The 19,627-nt window shown below is 71.4% G+C and carries 19 protein-coding genes and 2 tRNA genes; 10 read left to right on the top strand and 11 right to left on the bottom strand.

Annotation, left to right across the window (positions count from 1 at the left end; all coding sequences use genetic code 11):
* Positions 1-19 precede the first annotated feature (19 nt).
* The 5 genes from ABII15_RS14675 (at position 20) to ABII15_RS14655 (ending at position 4,338) form a co-directional block, all read left to right on the top strand.
* Complete coding sequence (locus tag ABII15_RS14675) at positions 20-1,141, top strand: SPFH domain-containing protein (protein WP_353942770.1); 1,122 nt, start codon at positions 20-22, stop codon at positions 1,139-1,141.
* 132 nt (positions 1,142-1,273) lie between these two features.
* Positions 1,274-1,870: a lytic polysaccharide monooxygenase gene (locus ABII15_RS14670; RefSeq protein ID WP_353942769.1), complete on the top strand. Its 597-nt coding sequence runs from the start codon at positions 1,274-1,276 to the stop codon at positions 1,868-1,870.
* Positions 1,871-1,986: 116 nt separating this feature from the next.
* On the top strand, positions 1,987-2,481 hold the full coding sequence (locus ABII15_RS14665; protein ID WP_353942768.1) for a DUF3592 domain-containing protein: 495 nt from the start codon (positions 1,987-1,989) through the stop codon (positions 2,479-2,481).
* A gap of 59 nt (positions 2,482-2,540) precedes the next feature.
* Positions 2,541-4,211: an AMP-binding protein gene (locus tag ABII15_RS14660; protein ID WP_353942767.1), complete on the top strand. Its 1,671-nt coding sequence runs from the start codon at positions 2,541-2,543 to the stop codon at positions 4,209-4,211.
* 53 nt (positions 4,212-4,264) lie between these two features.
* Positions 4,265-4,338 (top strand) — tRNA-Lys (locus tag ABII15_RS14655).
* A gap of 92 nt (positions 4,339-4,430) precedes the next feature.
* Here the strand turns inward: ABII15_RS14655 and ABII15_RS14650 are convergent.
* From ABII15_RS14650 to ehuB, 5 genes are all read right to left on the bottom strand, one after another.
* The gene (locus ABII15_RS14650; RefSeq protein WP_353947062.1) at positions 4,431-5,201 is read right to left on the bottom strand and encodes an IclR family transcriptional regulator C-terminal domain-containing protein; all 771 of its coding nucleotides are present in this window, start codon (positions 5,199-5,201) and stop codon (positions 4,431-4,433) included.
* A gap of 172 nt (positions 5,202-5,373) precedes the next feature.
* The gene (gene ehuA / locus ABII15_RS14645) at positions 5,374-6,189 is read right to left on the bottom strand and encodes an ectoine/hydroxyectoine ABC transporter ATP-binding protein EhuA (RefSeq protein WP_353942766.1); all 816 of its coding nucleotides are present in this window, start codon (positions 6,187-6,189) and stop codon (positions 5,374-5,376) included.
* Entirely contained in the window at positions 6,179-6,796 is a 618-nt protein-coding gene (gene ehuD, locus ABII15_RS14640; protein WP_353947061.1) for an ectoine/hydroxyectoine ABC transporter permease subunit EhuD, read from the bottom strand. Before ehuD ends, ehuA begins: the two co-directional genes overlap by 11 nt.
* Positions 6,797-6,843: 47 nt before the next feature.
* On the bottom strand, positions 6,844-7,587 hold the full coding sequence (gene ehuC / locus ABII15_RS14635; protein WP_353942765.1) for an ectoine/hydroxyectoine ABC transporter permease subunit EhuC: 744 nt from the start codon (positions 7,585-7,587) through the stop codon (positions 6,844-6,846).
* Positions 7,584-8,492 carry an ectoine/hydroxyectoine ABC transporter substrate-binding protein EhuB gene (gene ehuB / locus ABII15_RS14630; protein ID WP_353942764.1) on the bottom strand — a complete coding sequence of 303 codons (909 nt, stop codon included), beginning with the start codon at positions 8,490-8,492 and terminating at the stop codon, positions 7,584-7,586. The genes ehuC and ehuB overlap by 4 nt, the downstream gene beginning before the upstream one ends.
* A gap of 109 nt (positions 8,493-8,601) precedes the next feature.
* Between ehuB and ABII15_RS14625 the strand changes: the two genes are divergently transcribed.
* On the top strand, positions 8,602-9,123 hold the full coding sequence (locus ABII15_RS14625) for a DUF3830 family protein (RefSeq protein WP_353942763.1): 522 nt from the start codon (positions 8,602-8,604) through the stop codon (positions 9,121-9,123).
* Between the two features lie 79 nt (positions 9,124-9,202).
* Here the strand turns inward: ABII15_RS14625 and ABII15_RS14620 are convergent, their stop codons facing one another.
* Together ABII15_RS14620 and ABII15_RS14615 are read right to left on the bottom strand one after the other, a co-directional pair.
* Positions 9,203-10,600 carry an amidase gene (locus ABII15_RS14620; RefSeq protein WP_353942762.1) on the bottom strand — a complete coding sequence of 466 codons (1,398 nt, stop codon included), beginning with the start codon at positions 10,598-10,600 and terminating at the stop codon, positions 9,203-9,205.
* A gap of 59 nt (positions 10,601-10,659) precedes the next feature.
* Positions 10,660-11,634: a D-2-hydroxyacid dehydrogenase gene (locus tag ABII15_RS14615; protein ID WP_353942761.1), complete on the bottom strand. Its 975-nt coding sequence runs from the start codon at positions 11,632-11,634 to the stop codon at positions 10,660-10,662.
* A gap of 273 nt (positions 11,635-11,907) precedes the next feature.
* Here ABII15_RS14615 and ABII15_RS14610 point away from each other — a divergent pair, with 273 nt between their 5' ends.
* The 3 genes from ABII15_RS14610 to ABII15_RS14600 all read left to right on the top strand — a co-directional run bounded on the left by ABII15_RS14610 (position 11,908) and on the right by ABII15_RS14600 (position 14,782).
* Positions 11,908-12,723 (top strand): aspartate/glutamate racemase family protein, encoded by an 816-nt coding sequence (locus ABII15_RS14610; protein WP_353942760.1) that lies wholly within the window; start codon positions 11,908-11,910, stop codon positions 12,721-12,723.
* Between the two features lie 3 nt (positions 12,724-12,726).
* Positions 12,727-13,458 carry a decarboxylase gene (locus tag ABII15_RS14605; protein WP_353942759.1) on the top strand — a complete coding sequence of 244 codons (732 nt, stop codon included), beginning with the start codon at positions 12,727-12,729 and terminating at the stop codon, positions 13,456-13,458.
* 226 nt (positions 13,459-13,684) lie between these two features.
* Positions 13,685-14,782, top strand: a complete 1,098-nt coding sequence (locus ABII15_RS14600) for an LLM class flavin-dependent oxidoreductase (RefSeq protein ID WP_353942758.1) — start codon at positions 13,685-13,687, stop codon at positions 14,780-14,782.
* A gap of 10 nt (positions 14,783-14,792) precedes the next feature.
* Here ABII15_RS14600 and ABII15_RS14595 read toward each other — a convergent pair whose 3' ends face one another.
* Complete coding sequence (locus ABII15_RS14595) at positions 14,793-16,610, bottom strand: EAL domain-containing protein (RefSeq protein ID WP_353942757.1); 1,818 nt, start codon at positions 16,608-16,610, stop codon at positions 14,793-14,795.
* Positions 16,611-16,972: 362 nt separating this feature from the next.
* Between ABII15_RS14595 and ABII15_RS14590 the strand changes: the two genes are divergently transcribed.
* Positions 16,973-18,205, top strand: a complete 1,233-nt coding sequence (locus ABII15_RS14590; RefSeq protein WP_353942756.1) for a M6 family metalloprotease domain-containing protein — start codon at positions 16,973-16,975, stop codon at positions 18,203-18,205.
* A 114-nt stretch (positions 18,206-18,319) separates the two neighbouring features.
* Here the strand turns inward: ABII15_RS14590 and ABII15_RS14585 are convergent.
* The 3 genes from ABII15_RS14585 to ABII15_RS14575 all read right to left on the bottom strand — a co-directional run bounded on the left by ABII15_RS14585 (position 18,320) and on the right by ABII15_RS14575 (position 19,479).
* A tRNA-Lys gene (locus ABII15_RS14585) sits at positions 18,320-18,393 on the bottom strand.
* Positions 18,384-19,007, bottom strand: coding sequence for a bifunctional DNA primase/polymerase (locus ABII15_RS14580; protein WP_353942755.1), 624 nt, complete (start codon positions 19,005-19,007; stop codon positions 18,384-18,386). The genes ABII15_RS14585 and ABII15_RS14580 overlap by 10 nt, the downstream gene beginning before the upstream one ends.
* 121 nt (positions 19,008-19,128) lie before the next feature.
* On the bottom strand, positions 19,129-19,479 hold the full coding sequence (locus ABII15_RS14575; RefSeq protein WP_353942754.1) for a hypothetical protein: 351 nt from the start codon (positions 19,477-19,479) through the stop codon (positions 19,129-19,131).
* Positions 19,480-19,627 lie beyond the last annotated feature (148 nt).

Below are 19,627 nucleotides of genomic sequence, written 5' to 3'. Positions count from 1 at the left end.
AGAGAGCGACGAGGAAGCGATGAGCGAAACCACCGAGACCGGGGAACGGCCGCGCAACGCGCGGCTCATCCAGAACGAGGCGACCACCGAGATCCCGGTCCACCTCCTCTTCCGAGACGACCCGGACCCGGTGGCCGTGCCGCTGCGCCCCGCGGTGGTCGGCACCGGCGCGGTCAAGGGCGGCAACGGCAGGACCATGGCCCCGCGCCGGATGCCGCCGCGCGCCCCGGCCCGCCCGGCGCCCACCGTCGACCCGGACCTGGAGGAGCGCGGCGGACGGGCGCTGCCCGGCGCGCTCGGGGTGCTCGGCGGGCTGGCCGGAGCGGCCGGCGCGGTGGCCTCGCTCGGCTGGGCCGGGGCGCTGCCGCAGATCGTCACGGAGATCGCCGGGCTGTCCCGGTACGAGGGCACCGGGCTCGGAGCGGCGCAGTGGTCGGCGGTCGCCGGGTCCGGGGCGCTCGCCCTGTTCGGCTTCGGCGGTCTGGCGCGCGGGCGCGCCGGGCGGGCCTGGGTGCTCACCCTGTTCGGCCGGTACCGGGGCACGGTCCGCAAGTCCGGGCTGCTCTGGGTGAACCCGCTGCTGCTGCGCCGCCGGACCGACGTGCGCCTGCGGCACTGGCGCAGCGAGCCGATGCCCGCGGTCGACGCGAACGGGGTCGCGCTGCGCGTCGTCGTCCTCGTGGTGTGGCGGATCAAGGACACCGCCCGTGCGGCCTTCGGGGTCGAGGACCACGAGACGTATCTGCGCGAGTGCGTGGAGGCGGACATGGCGCGGGTGCTGTCCCAGCTGCCCGCCGACGCCTTCCACGAGGACGCGCCGACCCTGCGCAACGCCGAGGCCGTCGGCGACCTGCTCACCCGGCGGCTCGCCGCGGACGCCGAGCCGGTCGGCATCGAGGTGTTCTCGGCGCAGCCCACCCGGATCGAGTACGCGCCCGAGGTGGCGGCCGCGATGCAGCGCCGCCGGATCGCCGCGCTCGACGCGCAGCACCGGGACAGCGTGCTCACCTCGGTCGTGGACTCGGTGGAGGACACGGTGACCCGGCTGACCACGCGGGGCCTGGTGGAGCTGGACGACTACGAGCGCAAGGCGCTGGTGAAGGACCTGACCGTCGCCTTCTACACCGGCCGGGGGGAGTGAGGCGGGGCTTCCGGAACCTGCGATTGGTATGGACATGTTCAACTCCCGGCAATACATTGGGAGTTGGTCTAGACCTAGCACCTTGCTGTGCGCACGGCTTCCGGAAGTCCCCACACCCCCAGGAGCGGCAGCATGCGGAAGAAGATCTACGCGGCATTGCTCGGCCTCACCACCGCCGGGGCGTTCGCCCTGTCGGCCGGCGGCGCGAGCAGCCACGGCTACACGGACCTGCCCATCAGCAGGCAGAAGCTCTGTGCCAACGGCACCGTCGCCAACTGCGGCAACATCCAGTGGGAGCCGCAGAGCGTCGAGGGCCCCAAGGGCTTCCCGGCCGCGGGTCCCGCCGACGGCCAGATCTGCTCGGCGAACCACTCCGAGTTCGGCCAGCTCAACGCGGCCAAGCAGCCCAACGGCTCGGCCTGGCCGACCACCAAGGTGACGGGTGGTCAGAGCTACACGTTCAGGTGGCAGTTCACCGCGCGGCACTCCACCACGGACTTCCGCTACTACATCACCAAGAACGGCTGGAACGACAGCCAGCCGCTGACCCGCGCCGCCCTGGACACCACCCCGTTCCTCACGGTGCCCTACAGCGGCCAGCCCCCGGCGACCCTCTCGCACTCCGGCACCCTGCCGTCGGGCAAGTCCGGCCACCACGTGATCCTCGCGGTGTGGACGATCGCGGACACGGCGAACGCGTTCTACGCGTGCTCGGACGTCACGTTCTGACCGGGATGTTCTGAGCCTTCCTTGAGCAACTTCTGCTCCGGATCCCGGTAGCTTCCCTGTACGCCGACGAGCTGTCGCCGGCGTACGGGGGAGTGTTCGACCACGGGGGTGGGGGCATGGAGTTCTTCTTCGTCGGGCTCGCGGTCATCATGGCGGCATTCGTGGTGACGATCTGCGTGGCGCTGCTGCGCCGTGCGCTGCGCATCCGGCGGGCCTGGCACGGCGGGCGCACGTCCGAGGCGCGGTGTCTGCGGGTGTTCACCACCACGACCGGCGGCGACTCGCCGACCACCCACCGCAGCCGCGTGTACGAGTTCACCACGCGCGAGGGCCGCACCGTCCGCATCACCGCGGACGGCGGGCCCGACACGGTCCTGGAGGGCGACATCGTCATGGTGCGCTACTCGGCCGACGCGCCGGAGCACGCGACGGCCGAGCCGTACCGGCCGGTCGCGCTCGGAGTGGGCATGGGGTGCGTCGTGCTGTTCACGGCGGCCGCGCTCGCCGTGTGCGTCACCGTCATGGTCATCGCGCTGACCGCGGGAGGGCCGGAAGAGGAGCAGATCCCGGACGACTTCCCCCACGGCTACTACGACGATCCCAACGGCTAGGACAGGCCCTGGCCCACGGGTCTCCACTTCTGACGGTACGTCAATTATGGTGCGCGGCCATGGGATCCGACACGCGCACCTTCGCGGAACTGGTCCAGGCCCGGTGGGGCGACCACCGGCCCGGTCTCGCGTACGAGGACCAGACGCTCAGCCACCACGAGGTCACCGCGGGCGCCGCGGCCCGCGCCGCGCTCCTCGCCGACCTGCTGCCCGCCGGCGCCGAGCGGCACCTCGGGGTGCTGCTCGACAACACCCCGGAGTTCCCGCAGTGGCTCGCCGCCGCCGCGCTGTCCGGGGCCGCCGTCGCCGGGCTCAATCCCACCCGCCGCGGCGCCGAGCTGGCCCGCGACATCACGCACACCGAATGCCGGGTCCTGGTCACCGACCGCGCCCACCTCCCGCTGCTCGACGGGCTCGCGCTCCCCGGCGTCCGCGTCCTGGTGACCGACACCGGCGCCTACGCCGAACTGCTCGCCCCCTATCGAGGGGCCGAGCCGGAGATCGCCGCGCACGTCGGGCCCGGCTCGCGCATGCTGCTCTACTTCACCTCCGGCTCGACCGGCGCCCCCAAGGCCGCCCTGTGCAGCCAGGGCCGGCTCGCCGCCGCGGGCCACTCCCTGGTCGGCACCTTCGGCGTACGGCCCGACGACGTGCACTACGTCTGCATGCCGCTCTTCCACGGCAACGCGGTCATCGCCGACTGGGCACCGGCCGTCGCGGCGGGCGCGGGCGTGGCGCTGCGCCGCCGCTTCTCCGCGTCCGCGTTCCTGCCCGACGTGCGACGGTACGGCGCGACCTACTTCACGTACGTGGGCCGGGCCGTCCAGTACCTCCTGGCCACCGAGGAGCGGGCCGACGACAAGGACAACCCGCTGCGCGTCGGCTTCGGGACCGAGGCGGGCGCGGTCGACGCGGCGCGCTTCGAGGCACGGTTCGGCGTGCGGCTCGTCGAGGGGTACGGCTCGTCGGAGGGCGGCGCCGCCGTGCAGCGCACCGTCGACACCCCGCCGGGCGCGATCGGGCGGCCGGCGCCCCACGACGACCTCGTCGTCCTCGACCCCGACACCAGGGCGGAGTGCCCGCCCGCCGTCTTCGACACCGGCGGGCGGCTGGTCAACGGGGCCGAGGCGATCGGCGAGCTGGTCAACCGGGGGCGCTCGCCCTTCGAGGGGTACTGGCGCAACGACGCCGCGTACGCCGAGCGGGTGCGCGAGCACGGCTGGTACTGGACCGGCGACCTCTTCTACCGGGACGCCGAGGGGTTCCTCTACTTCGCGGGGCGCGGCGACGACAAGATCCGCGTGGACAGCGAGAACCTCGCCCCCGCCATGATCGAGAACATCCTGGCCCGCTGGCCGGACGCCGCAGCCGTCGCCGTGTACGGGGTGCCCGATCCCGTCGCCGGGGACCAGGTGATGGCGACCCTCGCGCCGCGCGAGGGGGTGTCCTTCGATCCGCTGGCGTTCGGGGAGTTTCTGCTCGGGCAGGGTGACCTCGGTACGAAGATGGCGCCCCGTTTCGTGCGGGTGGTGGACCGGATGCCGGTCACCGCGACCAACAAGGTGCGGCGCGGGGAGCTGCGGCGGGAGGGGTTCTGGGGCGGTGCCGACGAGCTGTGGTGGCGTCCGCCGGGGGCCGCCGCGTACCGGGTGCTGACCTCGGGGGAGCGGGAGGGGCTCGCCGCGGCGTTCCGGGAGCGGGGGCGCGGGCATCTGCTCGGTCCGCGGTGACCTCGTGGTCGGGAGCACCCCTTCGGGCCAGGTAGTATTTACCTCGTCAACCGGCGCCATTAGCTCAGTTGGTTAGAGCAGCGGACTCTTAATCCGCGTGTCCGGGGTTCGAGTCCCTGATGGCGCACAGTAAAGCGAAAGCCCTCCACCGTAGTGGGGGGCTTTCGTCGTTGCGAGCTGCGACCAGCCACACTCAAGCCGCACCTTGGCTCCCGGTGATCAGATCGCCAGGGACAGAAGGACCGGTGCCGCGCTCTGGTTGAGGCGGTCGGCCGCGTGGTGGAGGCGGTGGGCGTGCTCCACCGGGAGCGAGAGGGCCAGGCAGCCCACCGAGGAGCCCGCCGTGATGGGGACGGCGGCGCAGACCGTGCCCACCGCGTACTCCTGGAGATCAAGGACGGGAACGGTCGCCGGCTGCGCGGCCAGCTTCGACAGCAGCACCTTCTCGTTCGTGATCGTGCGCGAGGTGAGGCGGGCCATCTTGTGGCGGGAAAGATGGTCCCGCCGGCCGTTGACGTCCAGCTGGCCGAGGAGGCTCTTGCCCACGGCGCTGGCGTGCGCCGAGACGCGGAAGTCCACCCACTCGTTCACCGGCGGGGTCTCGGGCCCGGACGCGTACTGCGTGATCCGGACCTCGCCGTCGATGTACCGGCTGATGTAGACGGCGGCGCCCACGGTGTCGCGCAGCTCGTCCAGTGTGAGCTGCAGCTTCGCGGTGAGCGCGGACTCGTGCCCGTCGGCCGCGCCGAGCCGGTCGAGCGTGGCCCCGGCGAGATACGCGCCGTCGGCGGCCTGCTGGACGTACCCCTCGCGCCGCAGCATGCGCAGCATGTGGGTCAACTGGTCCACGGGCAGACCGGTGACGCGCGCCAGTTCCGTGTCGGTGATGCCGACGCCCCGGCGGGCGACGGCCTCCAGCACGCGCAGAGCGTGCTGCACCGACTGGTGCGGCTTGTACGACGACGCGTCCTTGTCGTGCTTCAGCGCCACGGCATCCCCCTGCATGGAACGGTTCCGGACAGCTGGCTTCGTCCACGATAGCCGCCAACACACCCAAGAGGGGCGCTGGTTGGGGAGATTGGTGGCGCGTTCCGTACCCTCTCAGCAGGAACGCGCCACTCTGGCATATGCCAAAGTCATGCCACGATCAGACCGTGGCTGGTCACAGGACCGCGCTCAGGAACTCCCGGGTGCGCTCGTGCTCGGGGTCGCTGAAAATCTTCTCCGGCGATCCGGACTCGATGACCCGGCCGGCGTCGAACATCAGGACCTGGTCGGAGATGTCCCGGGCGAAGTTCATCTCGTGGGTGACGCAGAGCATGGTGATGTCGGTCGTGTGCGCGATGTCGCGCAGCACGTCGAGGACGCCCGCGACCAGCTCGGGGTCGAGCGCGGACGTCACCTCGTCGAGCAGCAGCACCTGAGGACGCATGGCGAGCGCCCGCGCGATGGCCACCCGCTGCTGCTGGCCGCCGGAGAGCTGCGAGGGGTACGCGTCGATGCGGTCGCCGAGCCCGACCATGTCGAGCAGCTCGCGGGCCCGCTCCTCGGCCTCGTCCTTCGACAGGCCGAGGACGGTGACCGGCGCCTCGGTGATGTTGCGCAGCACCTTCATGTTCGGGAAGAGGTTGAACTGCTGGAAGACCATCCCGATGTTCTTGCGGACCTCGCGGACGTGCTTCTCGCCGGCCGGGACCAGCTTGCCGTTCTTCTCCTCGTGGGTGAGGTACTCGCCGCCCACTCTGATCGTGCCCTCGTCGGGCTTGAGCAGGGTCATCAGCAGCCGCAGGATCGTCGTCTTGCCGGAGCCCGACGGACCGATCAGCGTCACGTGCTTGCCGGAGGCGACCGAGAAGTCCAGCTGGTCGAGGACGGTGTTGTCGCCGAACCGCTTCACGACCTTGTCGAAGCGGATCAGCTCGCTGCCGTCCACCGCGGGGTTGGGCTGCTCTTTGGACAGGTTCGTGTCAGTGGACAAGGCGGCGCTCCAGGGATCGGAGAAGGAGGGAGGCGAGGTAGGAGACGACGATGAAGGCCACGCCGACGACGGTGAGGGCCTCGGTGTACTGGAACGTCTGGGCCGCCTGGAGGCGGGAGCGCTGGAGCAGTTCCAGGACGCCGATGCCCGCGAGCAGCGGGGTGTCCTTCAGCATCGCCACGACGTAGTTGCCGAGCGCGGGAACGACGCGGCGGATCGCCTGCGGCAGGATCACCGCGGTCCACGTCTTGCGGTACGGCAGGCTCAGCGCGCGGGCCGCCTCCCACTGTCCGGCCGGCACGGCCTCGATGCCCGCGCGGTAGACCTGCGCGGTGTACGTCGAGTAGTGCAGGCCGATCGCGACGACGCCCGTGGTCAGCGCGGAGAACTGGATGCCCGCCTCGGGCAGCACGAAGTACAGGAAGAACAGCTGGACCAGGAGCGGGGTGTTGCGGATGAACTCCGTGATCAGCCCGACGGGCCAGCGCACGAAGCGGGTCGGCGCCCGGAAGGCCAGGGCCCAGAGCAGGCCGACGCTGAAGGAGATCAGCGAGCCGTACAGCAAGATCTGGAGGGTGACGAGGATGCCGTCCCAGAAGTGCGGCATGAAGTCGCTGACGGCGGACCAGTCCCAGGTGGTCGCGGCGGTGGTGATCACTGGGCACCTCCTCCGCCCACGGGGAGCTGGGCGGTCTCGTTCTGCTGGCGGAGGTTGAGCCTGCGCATGACTCCGACTCCTGGATCGGGCTTCTGCCCGAGTCCGGCCTTGGTCTTCTTCTCCAGCGCGCGCATCCCGCGCGTCAGCAGGAACGCGATGACGAAGTAGATGACGAGCGTGATCGCGTAGATCTCCGCGCTCTCGGTGGTCGCCAGGCGCACCAGGTACGCGGCGAACGACACGTCACCGATGCCGAGCAGCGACACCAGCGCGGTGCCCTTCAGCAGCTCGATCAGCAGGTTCGAGAACGGCGGGATCATCTCCGGCACGGCCTGCGGCAGCAGGATCAGCCGCATCCGCTGCCACGGAGTGAAGCTCAGCGCGACCCCCGCCTCGCGCTGCGCGGGCGCCACCGCGTTCAGGGCACCGCGCACGATCTCCGCGCCGTACGCGCCGTAGGACAGGCCGAGGGCCAGTACGGCCGCCCACATCGGCACCAGCGACCAGCCCGCGAGCTGCGGCAGGACGAAGAAGATCCAGAACATCAGGACCAGGGCGGACGTGCCCCGGAAGATCTCGGTGTACAGGCCGGCCACGAAGCGGACGATCCACAGCCGGTGCGTACGCGCGGCGCCGACGCCGAACGCGACCACGGTCGCGAGGGCGGCGCTGTAGAGGGTCAGCTGGATCGTGACCCAGATGCCCGGAAGTACCCAGTGTTCCCACAGTCCGGAGGTCATCGGCACAGCTCCTCGGCGGTCAGCGTCGTCATCTCCGCCTTCGTGAAGCCGAACGGCCGGAGAATCCGGAAGAGTTCGCCGCTCTTCTTCATCTTGTGGATCTCGACGTTGAAGGCGTCCCGCAGTCCGGTGTCGGCGCGCCGGAAGGTGAAGCCGCCGCCGTCGACGTGCTTCTTGCCGTCCACCAGCGGCGCGAACGGTGTGGTGGCCTCCGCCTTGCGGCTCTTCCTGGTGACCTCGCGCGTGGTCAGCGCGGTCCCGGCGAAGACGTCGATGCGCCCGGCCTCCACGGCGTTCAGCCCGGCCACCTGATCCTGGAGGATCACGATGTCGGACTCCTTGTAACCGGCGTCCACCGCGTACTGGATCTCCGCGTAGCCGGTGCCCGTACCGAACTTGGCCTTCGACTTCACGACGTCGGCGTAGGAGTGCAGGTTCTTCGGATTGCCCTTCGCGACGATGAACGAGTCCAGCATCTGGTACTCGGGATCCGCGAAGATGACCTGCTGGCAGCGTTCCTTGTTGATGTACATCCCGGCGGACACGACGTCGAACTGCTGCGTGTTCAGGCCGGGGATGAGCGAGGCGAAGTCGGTCGCGACCGGCTGGACTTTGGCGACTCCCAGCCGTTTGAAGATCACCTTGGCCAGTTCCACCGCCTCGCCGGTGAACTTCCCGCTGTCGTCGATGTATCCGTACGGCACCTCTCCCGCGATGCCGAGTCGCACCGTTCCCTGTGACCGGAGCCGGGCGAGCGTGTCACCGCTCGGTACCCGGCTGCAGCCCGCGGCGCCGAGAGCGCCGGCCGCACCGAGCACTCCGAGGCCGGCGAGCAGTGATCGTCTGCGGACACCCTGTCTTCTGAGCGGTTTCCCGTTCGTACGTATCTCAGTTGGTGGAGCCATGGGCGCGCGGCTACCCGAACGGAACCGATCCATGCCGATCAATTCACGCCCCTGTCACGGCTGATGCGGTCTTGACCGTGAGGGGTGGCCCGGGACGACCATGGAACGCATGGCTGACTCCACGACTGAATCCGGCACCCGTTTCATCGAAGTCTCCCTGGCCAAGAGGGGAGTTGCCTGCACGGCCAAACTCCTCGACGACCGCGCGCCGCTGACCTGCGCGGCGGTCTGGGACGCGCTGCCGCTCGTCTCCGACGTCTACCACGCCAAATACGCGCGCAACGAGATCTATGCCCTGTTCCCGGCATTCGCGGAACAGGAACCACCGCTGGAGAATCCGACGGTGACGCCCATTCCCGGCGACCTCTGTTATTTCTCCTTCAACGGGACGCAGTTGGGCTCGCAGTCCTACGGCTACGGCAGCGGGGCCGGCCTGAGCGCCGGGGCACCCGTGATCGACCTCGCCCTGTTCTACGAGCGCAACAACCTGCTCATGAACGGGGATGTGGGCTGGGTGCCCGGCATCGTGTGGGGCCAGGTGGTGGAGGGCCTGGACACCATGGCCGAGGCGTGCCAGGACCTGTGGCGGAGCGGAGCGGTGGGAGAGACCTTGGGCTTCCGCCGGGTCTAGCCCGTCACTCGTCCGTTCGGCGGAGGCCGATCAAGCCCCTCCGGCGATTGAGGAGCGGGGTCCGGGGCGGAGCTCCGTGCTACGGCGCGTCGAGACCCGCGACCCCGGCCTCATAAAGGGCATGCGCCACCCGGAGAACCAGCCCGTCCTGGTGACGGGCGCCCACCACCTGAAGCCCGACCGGCAGACCGTCCCCGTCCACCCCGACAGGGACGGTCGCGGCCGGCTGCTGGGTCAGATTGAACGGGTACGTGAACGGCGTCCACCCCGTCCACCGCCGCAACCCCGACCCCCGCGGCACCTCCACCCCGGCCTCGAACGCGGTGACCGGCAGCGTCGGCGTCACCAGCACGTCGTACGTCGAGTGGAAGACGCCCATCCGCCGCCCCAGCTCCATCCGCACGTCCACGGCGGCGAGATAGTCGAGCGCGCTCATCCGCGCCCCCTGCGCGCAGATCTCCCGCAGCCCGGGATCGAGCAGCTCGCGCTGCGCGGCGGACAGCCGCTGCGTGACCCGGGCCGCCCCGCTGAACCACAGGGTGTGGAAGGCCTCGACCGGATCGGTGAAGTCCGGGTCGGTCTCCTCCACGTACGCGCCGAGCCCGGCGAGCCGCTCGACGGCCGAGCGCACCGCGGCCGCGACCGGCGCCCGTACCGCCACCTGCCCGCCCAGCGACGGCGAGAACGCGACCCGCAGCCCGCGCACCCCGCCCTGGATCCCCTCGCGGAAGCCGCCGACCGCCGGGCCGAGCCCCGACCAGTCGCGCGGGTCGGGGCCGGAGATCACGTCCATCAGCAGCGCCGCGTCGGCCGCGGTGCGCGTCATCGGCCCCACGTGCGCGAGGGTGCCGAACGCCGACGCCGGATACAGTGGCACCCGCCCGTACGTCGGCTTGAGCCCGAAGACGCCGCAGAAGGCGGCCGGTATGCGCACCGAGCCGCCGCCGTCCGTGCCCAGCGACAGCGGCCCCGCGCCGACCGCGACCGCCGCCGCGCTGCCACCGCTGGAACCGCCGGCGGTGCGCGAGGTGTCGTACGGGTTGCGGGTCACGCCCGACAGTGGCGAGTCGGTGACGCCCTTCCAGCCGAACTCGGGCGTGGTCGTCTTGCCGACGAACACGGCGCCGTGCTCGCGCAGCCGGGCGACCGACGGGGCGTCCTCCGGCCAACTACCCTCCGCGCGAACGGTCTTCGAGCCCCGGAACGTGGGCGCTCCGCGCTGCAACAGGATGTCCTTGACCGTCACCGGCACCCCGTCGACCAGCCCCCGCGGCTCGCCGCGCCGCCAGCGCCCGGCACTCTCCTCCGCCGCCGCGAGCGCCCCTTCGGCGTCGACCCGTACGAACGCGTTCAGCGCGGGCTCGGTCTCCTCGATCCGGGCCAGCACGGCCCGGGTGGCGTCGACGGGGCTGAACTCGCCCTTGCGGTAGCCGTCGAGCAGATCCTGCGCGGTCAGTCCGGTGAGCTCGGCCGTCATCCGTCCTCCAGTGCCAGGGGTCCGGTGCGTCAGTGGTTCAGTGACCAGCTGTTCGGTGATCAGCTTCCGGGGACATACCCACGTTTCTTGTCTACTACATTCATCAGCGGCCGCCCGTTCTCCCAGCGACCGAACAACTCCACGAACTGGCGCCCCAGTTCGTCCCGCCAGCCCACGGTGTCGCCGCTCATGTGCGGTGACACGATCAGTCCCGGAGCGGTCCACAGCGGGCTGTCGTCGGGCAGCGGCTCGTGCTCGAAGACGTCGAGCGCGGCGCCCGCGATCCACCGCTTGCGCAGGGCGTCCACCAGGTCGGACTCCACGACCAGCGGCCCGCGTCCCACATTGATGAACCGCGCCGACGGCTGCATCACGCCGAACCGGCGGGCGTCGAACATGCCGCGCGTCTCGTCGGTCAGCGGCGCCGCGCACACCGCCCAGTCGGCGCGGGCGAGCAGCCGGTCCAGGTCCGCAGGGCCGTGCACCCCGGCCCGGGCCCGCCGTCCGACCAGCGCCGTGGTGATGCCGAGCGCCTTGAGCTGCTTGACGATCGCCTGCCCGATGGGGCCGGTGCCGACGACACAGGCCCGGGTCCCGGCGATCCGCTGCGTCTCGCGGTGCCGCCACTCCCGGTTCGCCTGGTACCCGATCGTGGCGGGCAGGTCCTTGCCCATCGCCAGGACGAGCGCGGCCACGTACTCGGCGATCGGCTGGTCGAAGACGCCCCGCGCGTTGGTCAGTTCCGTGTCCGAGGCGACGAGTTCGGGGAACATCAGCCGGTCCACGCCCGCGCTCGCCGTGTGCACCCACACCGGCCGCGCACCCCGTCCGGGCCACGCCTCGCGCACCGCGTCCGACAGGAAGCCCCAGACCAACAGGACGTCCGCGTACGGAAGTTGATCACGCAGCTCGGTGGCGTCCTTGGCGTGCAGCACCCGGGCCCGGCCGGTCAGCACGCCCAGCCGGGGCGGTGGCGCGGGCGGGGCCGCGTCGAGGACGAGGACCGTGGGGCGACGCGCGTCGGGGCCGGACATCGAGGGGAAATCGTTTCGCAACGAAGCTCCGCTTTCCTGGTGATGGACAAGTCGGGAACATCGGGATCATGAACTGTGGGCGGTGTGCGCCGTCTCACGGCATCCCAACTGACATGCGCGGATTGACCACGCTGGCACCTGAACCTACCTTCGTCAACAGCGGTACCCCGTACGCGGGTTCCCGCCCTCTTCGCTGTCCCGACGACCCGGCGCTCTGCCGGCTCAAGCATCGCATCGGCAATCACCACGTCAGCTGAACCTGGGGCATGCTCTATGGACGTCTCATTCCTGGGGGGACCGCAGCCGCAGCGCGGCGTCGGCGTAGTCGCACCGTTCGACTTCGCCCTCGACCGTGAACTGTGGCGCTGGGTACCCGACGACATCTCCCTCCACCTCACCCGCACCCCGTTCGTGCCCGTCGAGGTCAGCCTCGACCTGGCCCGCCTGGTCAGCGAGCACGAGACACTCGGGGAGGCGGTCCGGGCGCTCGGCGCCGCCGAACCGCAGGTCCTCGCGTACGCCTGCACCTCGGGCAGCTTCGTCGGCGGCATCGCCGGGGAGCGCGCCATGTGCGAGGCCATGCGCAGGGCCGGGGAGCTCCCGTCCGTGACCACGTCGGGGGCGCTGCTCGACGCCCTCGCCGACCTCGGAGCGCGCCGCATCGCGCTCGTCACCCCGTACACCCGCTCCGTCACCGAGTCGCTGGAGGAGTATCTGGCGGAGGCGGGCATCACCGTGGTGGGCCGGGCCTATCTCGGGCTGACCCGGCACATCTGGAAGGTGCCCTACCGGGACGTGGCCGAGATGGCGCGCGCGGCGGTCGGCACCGGCGCCGACGCGCTCTTCATCAGCTGTACGAACCTGCCCACGTACGACGTCATCCCGCAGCTGGAGGCCGAGCTGCGGATGCCGGTGATCTCGGCCAATCAGGTCACGATGTGGGCAGCCCTCACCCGACTGGGTACGCGAGCAGTGGGCCCCTACCAGGCGCTGCTCGATCCGGCGGCGCGCCGGCAGTGGCCCGTGCCAGGACGTCAGGCAGAACAGCGTCTTCCGGAACTTCCGGAGGGCCAGGAAGGGTGGGCATAGAGCATGACAGCGCTCGGATTTCTCTACCCCGGACACTCCGCGGAGGACGACTATCCGCGGATCGAGATGCTGATCGACAGCGACGTACGGCTGGCCGTCGTGCACACCGACATCGGCGAGGACGCGCACCGCGTCGACGCGCTGCTGCGCATGGGCGCGCCGGAGCGGCTCTCCGCCGGGGTCGAGGAGCTGCGGCTTTCCGGCGCCGAGGCGGTGGTCTGGGCGTGCACGTCCGGCAGCTTCGTCTTCGGCTGGGACGGCGCTCACGACCAGGTCCGCGGGCTCGCGCAGGCCGCGGGGCTGCCCGCGTCCAGCACCTCCTTCGCCTTCGCGCACGCGATCGGTGAGCTGGGGGTGCGGCGGGTGGCGGTCGCGGCGACCTATCCGTCGGACGTCGCGGACCACTTCGCCACGTTCCTCAAGGCGGCCGGCGCCGAGGTGCTCTCCGTGCGGGGCAGCGGGATCATCACCGCGGCCGAGGTGGGTACCTGGGGCTGGGACGAGGTCCTCGCCATGGCCCGGGCCGGGGATCATCCGGACGCCGAGGCGGTCCTTCTCCCGGACACGGCGCTGCACACCGCCGCGCACATCTCCGACCTGGAACGGGAGCTCGGCAAACCGGTCCTCACCGCCAACCAGGTCACCGTCTGGGAGGCGCTGCGCCTGGTCGACCGCCGAGTCAACGCTCCCGCTCTGGGCGCCCTGTTCACAAAGGAGCCGGTGATCCAGGCGTAGTCGTTCGGGTGCGGCCCGGTGGCCGCTTCTCGCGCAGTTCCCCGCGCCCCTGAAGCGAGCTTCGCTCGCTCAGGGGAAGGCTGCGCGAAGCGCATGCCTTGGGGGCGCGGGGAACTGCGCGAGAAGCCCCACCGGCCGTCGGACGGCGAACCAGGGGAATAAACCGGAGTGCGCCTCCGTTAAGGCCGGGGTCCAGCCCAGATGTAGAGCTATGCAGGAGGACCCCGTGCCGGCCACCCAAGACGAGATCCGCGGCGCAGCCCACGGCACCGCCCCCACCCCCCTCTCGGTCCTGGACCTGGTCACCGTAGGAGCGGGCCGCACCGCCACCCAGGCCCTGGCCACCGGAGTGGACATCGCCCGCCTCGCGGAGAACCGCGGATACCACCGCTACTGGGTCGCCGAGCACCACTCGATGCCCGGCGTCGCGTCCAGCAGCCCGGCCGTGATCCTGGCCCACCTGGCCGCCCACACGAACCGCATCCGCCTCGGCTCCGGCGGCGTCATGCTGCCCAACCACGCCCCCCTGGTCATCGCGGAGCAGTTCGGCACCCTGGAAGCCCTCGCCCCGCACCGCGTCGACCTCGGCCTCGGCCGCGCCCCCGGCACCGACGGCGCCACCGCCGCCGCCCTGCGCCGCAGCGACCGCCTGAACGAGGGCGCCGACGACTTCCCCCAGCAGCTCGCCGAGCTGACCCGCTTCCTCGACGACGACTTCCCCGACGGCCACCCGTACTCCCGCATCCACGCGGTCCCGGGCCCGGTCCAGGCCACCTCGCCCGGCGGCGTCCAGGACCCGCACCGCCCGCCGGTCTGGCTGCTCGGCTCCTCCGGCTTCAGCGCCCGCCTGGCCGGCGCCCTGGGCCTGCCGTTCGCCTTCGCGCACCACTTCTCCGCGCAGAACACGATCCCGGCCCTCGACCTGTACCGCGAGTCGTTCCGGCCCTCCGAGGTGCTGTCCGAGCCCTACGCCCTGATCGGCGTCTCGGCGCTGGCGACCGACGACGACGGCACGGAGGCCCGCCGCCAGGTGCTGGCCGCCGCGCTCAACATGGTCCGGCTGCGCACCGGCCGCCCCGGCCTGGTCCCGACGCCGGAGGAGGCGGAGGCGTACCAGTTCAACGAGATGGAGCGGGACTTCATCGACTCCTGGAACTCGAACGTCATCCACGGCACCGCCGACGAGGTCCGCTCCGGACTCGACGACCTCCAGAAGCGCACCGGCGCCGACGAGCTGATGCTCACGGCCAACGCCCACACCGGTGAGATCCGGCTGCGCAGCTACGAACTCATCGCCGACGCCTACGGGATGCCGAAGGGCTGACCGGGAGGGTTCAGGAGACGGGCGCGAGCAGCCGGGAGATACGGTCCGGCGCCACCGGCCGCGAGTACAGCCACCCCTGCCCGGTGTCGCACCCGATCCGGCGCAGCCGCTCCGCCTGCTCGGCCGTCTCCACGCACTCGGCGGTCACGGTGAGCCCGAGCCGGTGGGCCAGCTGCACCAGCGCCTCCACGATCATCGCGTCGGCCGGATCGCTGGGCGCCGCCCCGTCCTCGTACTGGAAACCCCGTACGAACGACCCGTCCAGCTTCAGGACGGACACCGGGAGCCTGCTCAGGTAGGCCAGGTTCGAGTAGCCGGTCCCGAAGTCGTCGATGGCGATGCGGACGCCCATGTCGCTGAGGGCCTGGAGCGCCTGGAGCGGCCGCCCGGCCGAGCCCATGACGGCGGACTCGGTCAGCTCCAGCTGGAGCAGCTCGGGGGCGAGCCCGGTGTCCGCGAGGATCCGGGCGACATCGGCCACCAGATCCGAGTCCCACACCTGCCGCACCGCGACGTTCACGCTGACGAAGACGGGCGGCGCGCCGGGGTTGTCCAGCTGCCAGCGGCGCGCCTGCGCACACGCCGTGCGCAGCACCCACAGCCCCAACTGCACGATGGAGCCGTCCTCTTCGGCGAGTCCGATGAACCGATTCGGCGTCAGCAGCCCGAACTGCGGGTGCCGCCAGCGCACCAGCGCCTCGACGCCGCGCAGCGCACCGTCCTCCAGCTGGACGAGCGGCTGGTACTCCAGGACGAACTCGCCCCGCTCGACGGCCGGCCGCAGCCCCGACGACAGGGCCTGCCGGGTCATGCGGTGGGCGTTGCGCTCCGGGTCGAAGAGGGTCCAGCGGGCCTTGCCGTCGGCCTTCGCCCAGTACAGCGTGGTGTCGGCGGCCTGCATCAGACCGGTGGTCGACGTCCCGACGGCCTGCCGCTCGACGACGCCGACCGACGCGGAGACCGAAAGGCGCTGCCCGGCCAGGTCGAACGGCTCCCGCAGCGCGTCCAGCACGGACTGCGCCAGATCGGTCGCCTGCTCGGTGCCGGCCGACTCCTCCACGAGCAGCGCGAACTCGTCGCCGCCGAGCCGGGCCACCAGCGGGACGCCGGTGGTGTGCCGGGCCCGCTCGGCGCAGTGCGCGAGCCGCTGCGCGACGGCGGCCAGCAGCCGGTCGCCGACATGGTGGCCGAGGGTGTCGTTGACCGCCTTGAACCCGTCGAGGTCGAGATAGCACAGGCCCACCCGGCCGGTCGTTCCCGTCTCGTCGTACGCGCCGGCCTCCAGCGCGGCGGTGAGCCGCTCGAAGAACAGGGCGCGGTTGGGCAGCTTCGTCACCGGGTCGTGCATCTGGAGGTGGCGCAGCCGGGACCGCAGCTCGCGGTGGGCGCTGAGGTCGTGCAGCGAGACGAGGACGACCTCGGCGCCGGGCACCGGCGCGAGCGTGACGCGGGTCCACATCGAGTGGCCCACGGGGTGCTTGAGGCGCCGGGTGCGCGAGAGCCGGGCCTGCCGGCCGTCCAGTACGTCCTGGTACGCGTCCCGGGTGCGCGGGTCGGAGGCGAGGTCCAGCAGTTCGGCGGCGAGCCGCCCGACGACCGGCTGGTCGCTGTCGCCGCCCAGCAGGGCGAGCGCCGCACGGTTGGCCCCGACGACCAGTCCGGCCCGGTCGACGACCGCCATGGGGAGGGGAGACGCGAGGAACGCGGACCGGTAGGCGGCGTCCGGGGCGTCCAGCCGTGGGTGGCCACTCTCCGTGAGGAGATCGGGGCGCCGGCGCGGTGCGGACGCCTCCGTCGCCGTCGTCGGCCCATCGGGCTGTGCGCTCACCGTTCGCTCCCGCAGTGCGTCGTCTGGTTGCGTGTTCTGGTGCGGCCGGGTCCCGGCAGGAAAGTGTGCCGATCATAGAGGCAGGTCGGACGGCCTATCCAGCCTGCACCGCACACCGGTGCGGTCCCGGCGGGGGCACCACGGGACCGGCAGATCGTTTCTGCTCGGGCCGGGCCGGGCTTCTTCCGAGCGGCGACCGACCCGGATCATCTGTGACGTTCGGTGACCGCCGGGGTGTCGGCCGCTCACTCGTCCGGGCCAGATAAACAGGGCGAAGTGTGACGAACGCACACAGTCTGGGTGGGGTGTCCCGCATTCCCCGTCCGGAGGTCGACTTGCCGCGTCCGCAGCCACTCGGGGGAGTGGACAAGCGCCGTCTGCGTGCCACCGCCGCCGCGCTGACCGCTCTCACCGCCCTGGCCGCCATCGGTCTGGTCGCGGGTCCCGCGGCGGCCGCGCCGCCCTATGCCGGACCGTGCGCCCTGGAGCGCACCGCCGCCCACCATTCCGAGGGCCTGGACTCCTGGAACTCCGCCTATCCTCGGCCCGTCAAGCCGCTCAACGCGGTGATGGTCTTCCTGTCGTTCCCCGACTGGACGCCGACGACCACCCCGCGCCAACTGGCGGCCGACTACTTCCCCGCGACCAGCGATTTCTTCGCCCGCGCCTCGTACGGCAAGTTCCGGCTCGCCGCGCACCCCCAGCGGACGTGGATCGAGATGCCGCACGCCTCGACCTCGTACGCCATAAAGCGCGACTGGAGCGCGGCGCACCGCAGCGCCTATCTCCGTGACGCCCTGGCGGCGGCGGATCCGGTGACCGACTTCACCAAGTACGACGTCGTCTACTTCGTCGCCGACCCGGACGCGCCCGGCGTCGACTCGGACGCGACGAAGGTCGTGAACTTCGACCGGCCGATGCGCGCGGACGGCACCGACATCCGCCGGATCGTCACGGTCTTCGAGCACCACCCGCCGGACCGCAACGTCCTCGCGCACGAGACCGGCCACGTCTTCGACCTGCCGGACCTCTACCACCGGCCGACCGACGGGGAGGGGGACTGGGACACGTACGTCGGCGACTGGGACGTCATGGGCAGCCAGTTCGGGCTGGCCCCCGACTTCTTCGGCTGGCACAAGTGGAAGCTGGGCTGGCTGCCCTCGCGGCAGGTGGCGTGCGTGACGCACACCGGGGACACCCGGCTGACCCTGGAGCCGCTGAGCACGGCGCCACGGGTGCCGGGGGCTCCGTTCGGCACCGGTGACGGCACGAAGCTCGCGGTCGTGCGCACCGGGCCGTCCAGCGCGATCGCCCTGGAGGCGCGGGGCGCGGGCGGCAACGACGACACGACCTGCGCCCAGGGCGTCCTCGTCTACCGCGTCCGCAGCGACTCCGCCTCCGGCGCCGGGCCGGTCCAGGTCCTCGACTCCCATCCGTCCACGGAGGCCTGCTACGGCGACTCGGTCTACCCGCCGCTCGCGGACGCCCCGGTCCAGGAGGGCGAGAGCTTCTCGGTCCCGGGCGAGAAGCTCCGCGTGGAGGTGGGCGACCGGGCGTCCTCGGGATCGTGGACGGTGAAGGTGACGACCGGGTAGTTCGTCGCGCAGCGCATGCTTCAGGGGCGCGGGGAACTGCGCGACCAGCCACGATGGCGCCGCACCCGACAACCACGAAGGCCCCCCGCAGAAGCGGGAGGCCTTCGTTTCAGGTGCGCCATCAGGGACTCGAACCCCGGACACGCGGATTAAGAGTCCGCTGCTCTAACCAACTGAGCTAATGGCGCCGGCTGACGTCGTAGACATTAGCACTGAGATCGGCAGCAGGAAAAATCGATACCTGGACGCTCGAGTGCGCGGCGGCCCGGGCGGCCCGGACACACGCCCACAGCAGCACCTCGGCCCCCGGCAGCCAGGGATGACGGGTGTCCGGAGCGACCACCCAGCGCGACGGCTGATGCGGCTCGGCGGGCACCGACGGCGCGGGCACGGTCACCGCGTCCCCGCTGCCGTGACAGAGCAGCGGCGGCACCGCAGGCCCCCATTCCTCCCAGCGCAGCAGCGACGGCAGCCGCTGGGCGGTGCCCGGCGCGGCGAACAGGAGCATGCGCCCCCGGTACGTGGCGACCGGCCCGGACCCGGGCCCCTCGTCCCAGAGCCGGTCTAACATCCGCCGGCCGAAGATCGCGGGCACGTTCACCACGTCGAAAACGGAACCGCAGGGCAGCACCACGGGGGCGGAGGGGCGGGCCTCCCAGTGGGCGAGCGCGGAGCGCGGATACGTTCCTGCGGAGGCGAGCCAGGCCGCGCCCTCGGGCGTGACGCCCGAGACGTCGAAGCGGTCGTGAGCCGCGACCCGGGGGGTGTGGGCGGGGGCGAAGGGGGGATGCGTGGCGCTCATGTTTTCTACATCTACAGGGGGTGAGGGCGCAGCTCCAAAGGGTTGCGAGAAATCAGGACAGGAGGGGGCGGGGTGGAGTATCTTGCCCCTCTGGCATATGCCAAAAGATCTTGACCGTGACTCAGGCGGTCGGCTCGGCGGTGCCGCGCAGCAGGTCACGGCCGAACTCGACCATCTTCTTGGCGTAGTCCTCGGTCCACTCGGCGCGCTCCGCGATGTCCGCGGCCGTCAGCCTGTCGAACCGGCGCGGGTCGGCGAGCTGGGCCGCCGCGATGGCCTGGAACTCCACGGAGCGGTCGGCCGCGGCGCGAAACGCATGGGTCAGTTCCGTGGCGCGGGAGAGCAGTTCTCGCGGGTCCTCGACGGACTCCAGGTCGAAGAAGTGCTCCGGGTCTGCGGCGGCGTCCGCGGGCTCGAAGATCAACGGCGCGGGCCGCAACCGCGACCTGCGCTGCCGCTCGGGCTCCGCCATGGTGTTCCTCCTCGTGCTGGACGTACGGCCCGCTCTCGTTGCCCGGACCACCTTCCATTGTCCGCGCCCCCGCAAGACCGCCGCAGGGGAGGCTGCGCGCAGCGCATGCCTCAGGGGCGCGGGGAATTGCGCGACCAGCCACGACGGC

Origin of the sequence: Streptomyces sp. HUAS MG91 (assembly GCF_040529335.1) — a bacterium.
GTDB classification, from domain to species: Bacteria; Actinomycetota; Actinomycetes; order Streptomycetales; family Streptomycetaceae; genus Streptomyces; species Streptomyces tabacisoli.
This window is presented reverse-complemented; position numbering and strand designations above follow the sequence as displayed.

Coding starts and splice junctions, on each gene's coding strand:
- ABII15_RS14675 (WP_353942770.1), top strand. CDS start 20: ATGAGCGAAACCACCGAGACCGGGGAACGGCCGCGCAACGCGCGGCTC.
- ABII15_RS14670 (WP_353942769.1), top strand. CDS start 1,274: ATGCGGAAGAAGATCTACGCGGCATTGCTCGGCCTCACCACCGCCGGG.
- ABII15_RS14665 (WP_353942768.1), top strand. CDS start 1,987: ATGGAGTTCTTCTTCGTCGGGCTCGCGGTCATCATGGCGGCATTCGTG.
- ABII15_RS14660 (WP_353942767.1), top strand. CDS start 2,541: ATGGGATCCGACACGCGCACCTTCGCGGAACTGGTCCAGGCCCGGTGG.
- ehuD (WP_353947061.1), bottom strand. CDS start 6,796: ATGCCGCACTTCTGGGACGGCATCCTCGTCACCCTCCAGATCTTGCTG.
- ehuC (WP_353942765.1), bottom strand. CDS start 7,587: ATGACCTCCGGACTGTGGGAACACTGGGTACTTCCGGGCATCTGGGTC.
- ehuB (WP_353942764.1), bottom strand. CDS start 8,492: ATGGCTCCACCAACTGAGATACGTACGAACGGGAAACCGCTCAGAAGA.
- ABII15_RS14625 (WP_353942763.1), top strand. CDS start 8,602: ATGGCTGACTCCACGACTGAATCCGGCACCCGTTTCATCGAAGTCTCC.
- ABII15_RS14620 (WP_353942762.1), bottom strand. CDS start 10,600: ATGACGGCCGAGCTCACCGGACTGACCGCGCAGGATCTGCTCGACGGC.
- ABII15_RS14615 (WP_353942761.1), bottom strand. CDS start 11,634: ATGTCCGGCCCCGACGCGCGTCGCCCCACGGTCCTCGTCCTCGACGCG.
- ABII15_RS14610 (WP_353942760.1), top strand. CDS start 11,908: ATGGACGTCTCATTCCTGGGGGGACCGCAGCCGCAGCGCGGCGTCGGC.
- ABII15_RS14605 (WP_353942759.1), top strand. CDS start 12,727: ATGACAGCGCTCGGATTTCTCTACCCCGGACACTCCGCGGAGGACGAC.
- ABII15_RS14580 (WP_353942755.1), bottom strand. CDS start 19,007: ATGAGCGCCACGCATCCCCCCTTCGCCCCCGCCCACACCCCCCGGGTC.
- ABII15_RS14575 (WP_353942754.1), bottom strand. CDS start 19,479: ATGGCGGAGCCCGAGCGGCAGCGCAGGTCGCGGTTGCGGCCCGCGCCG.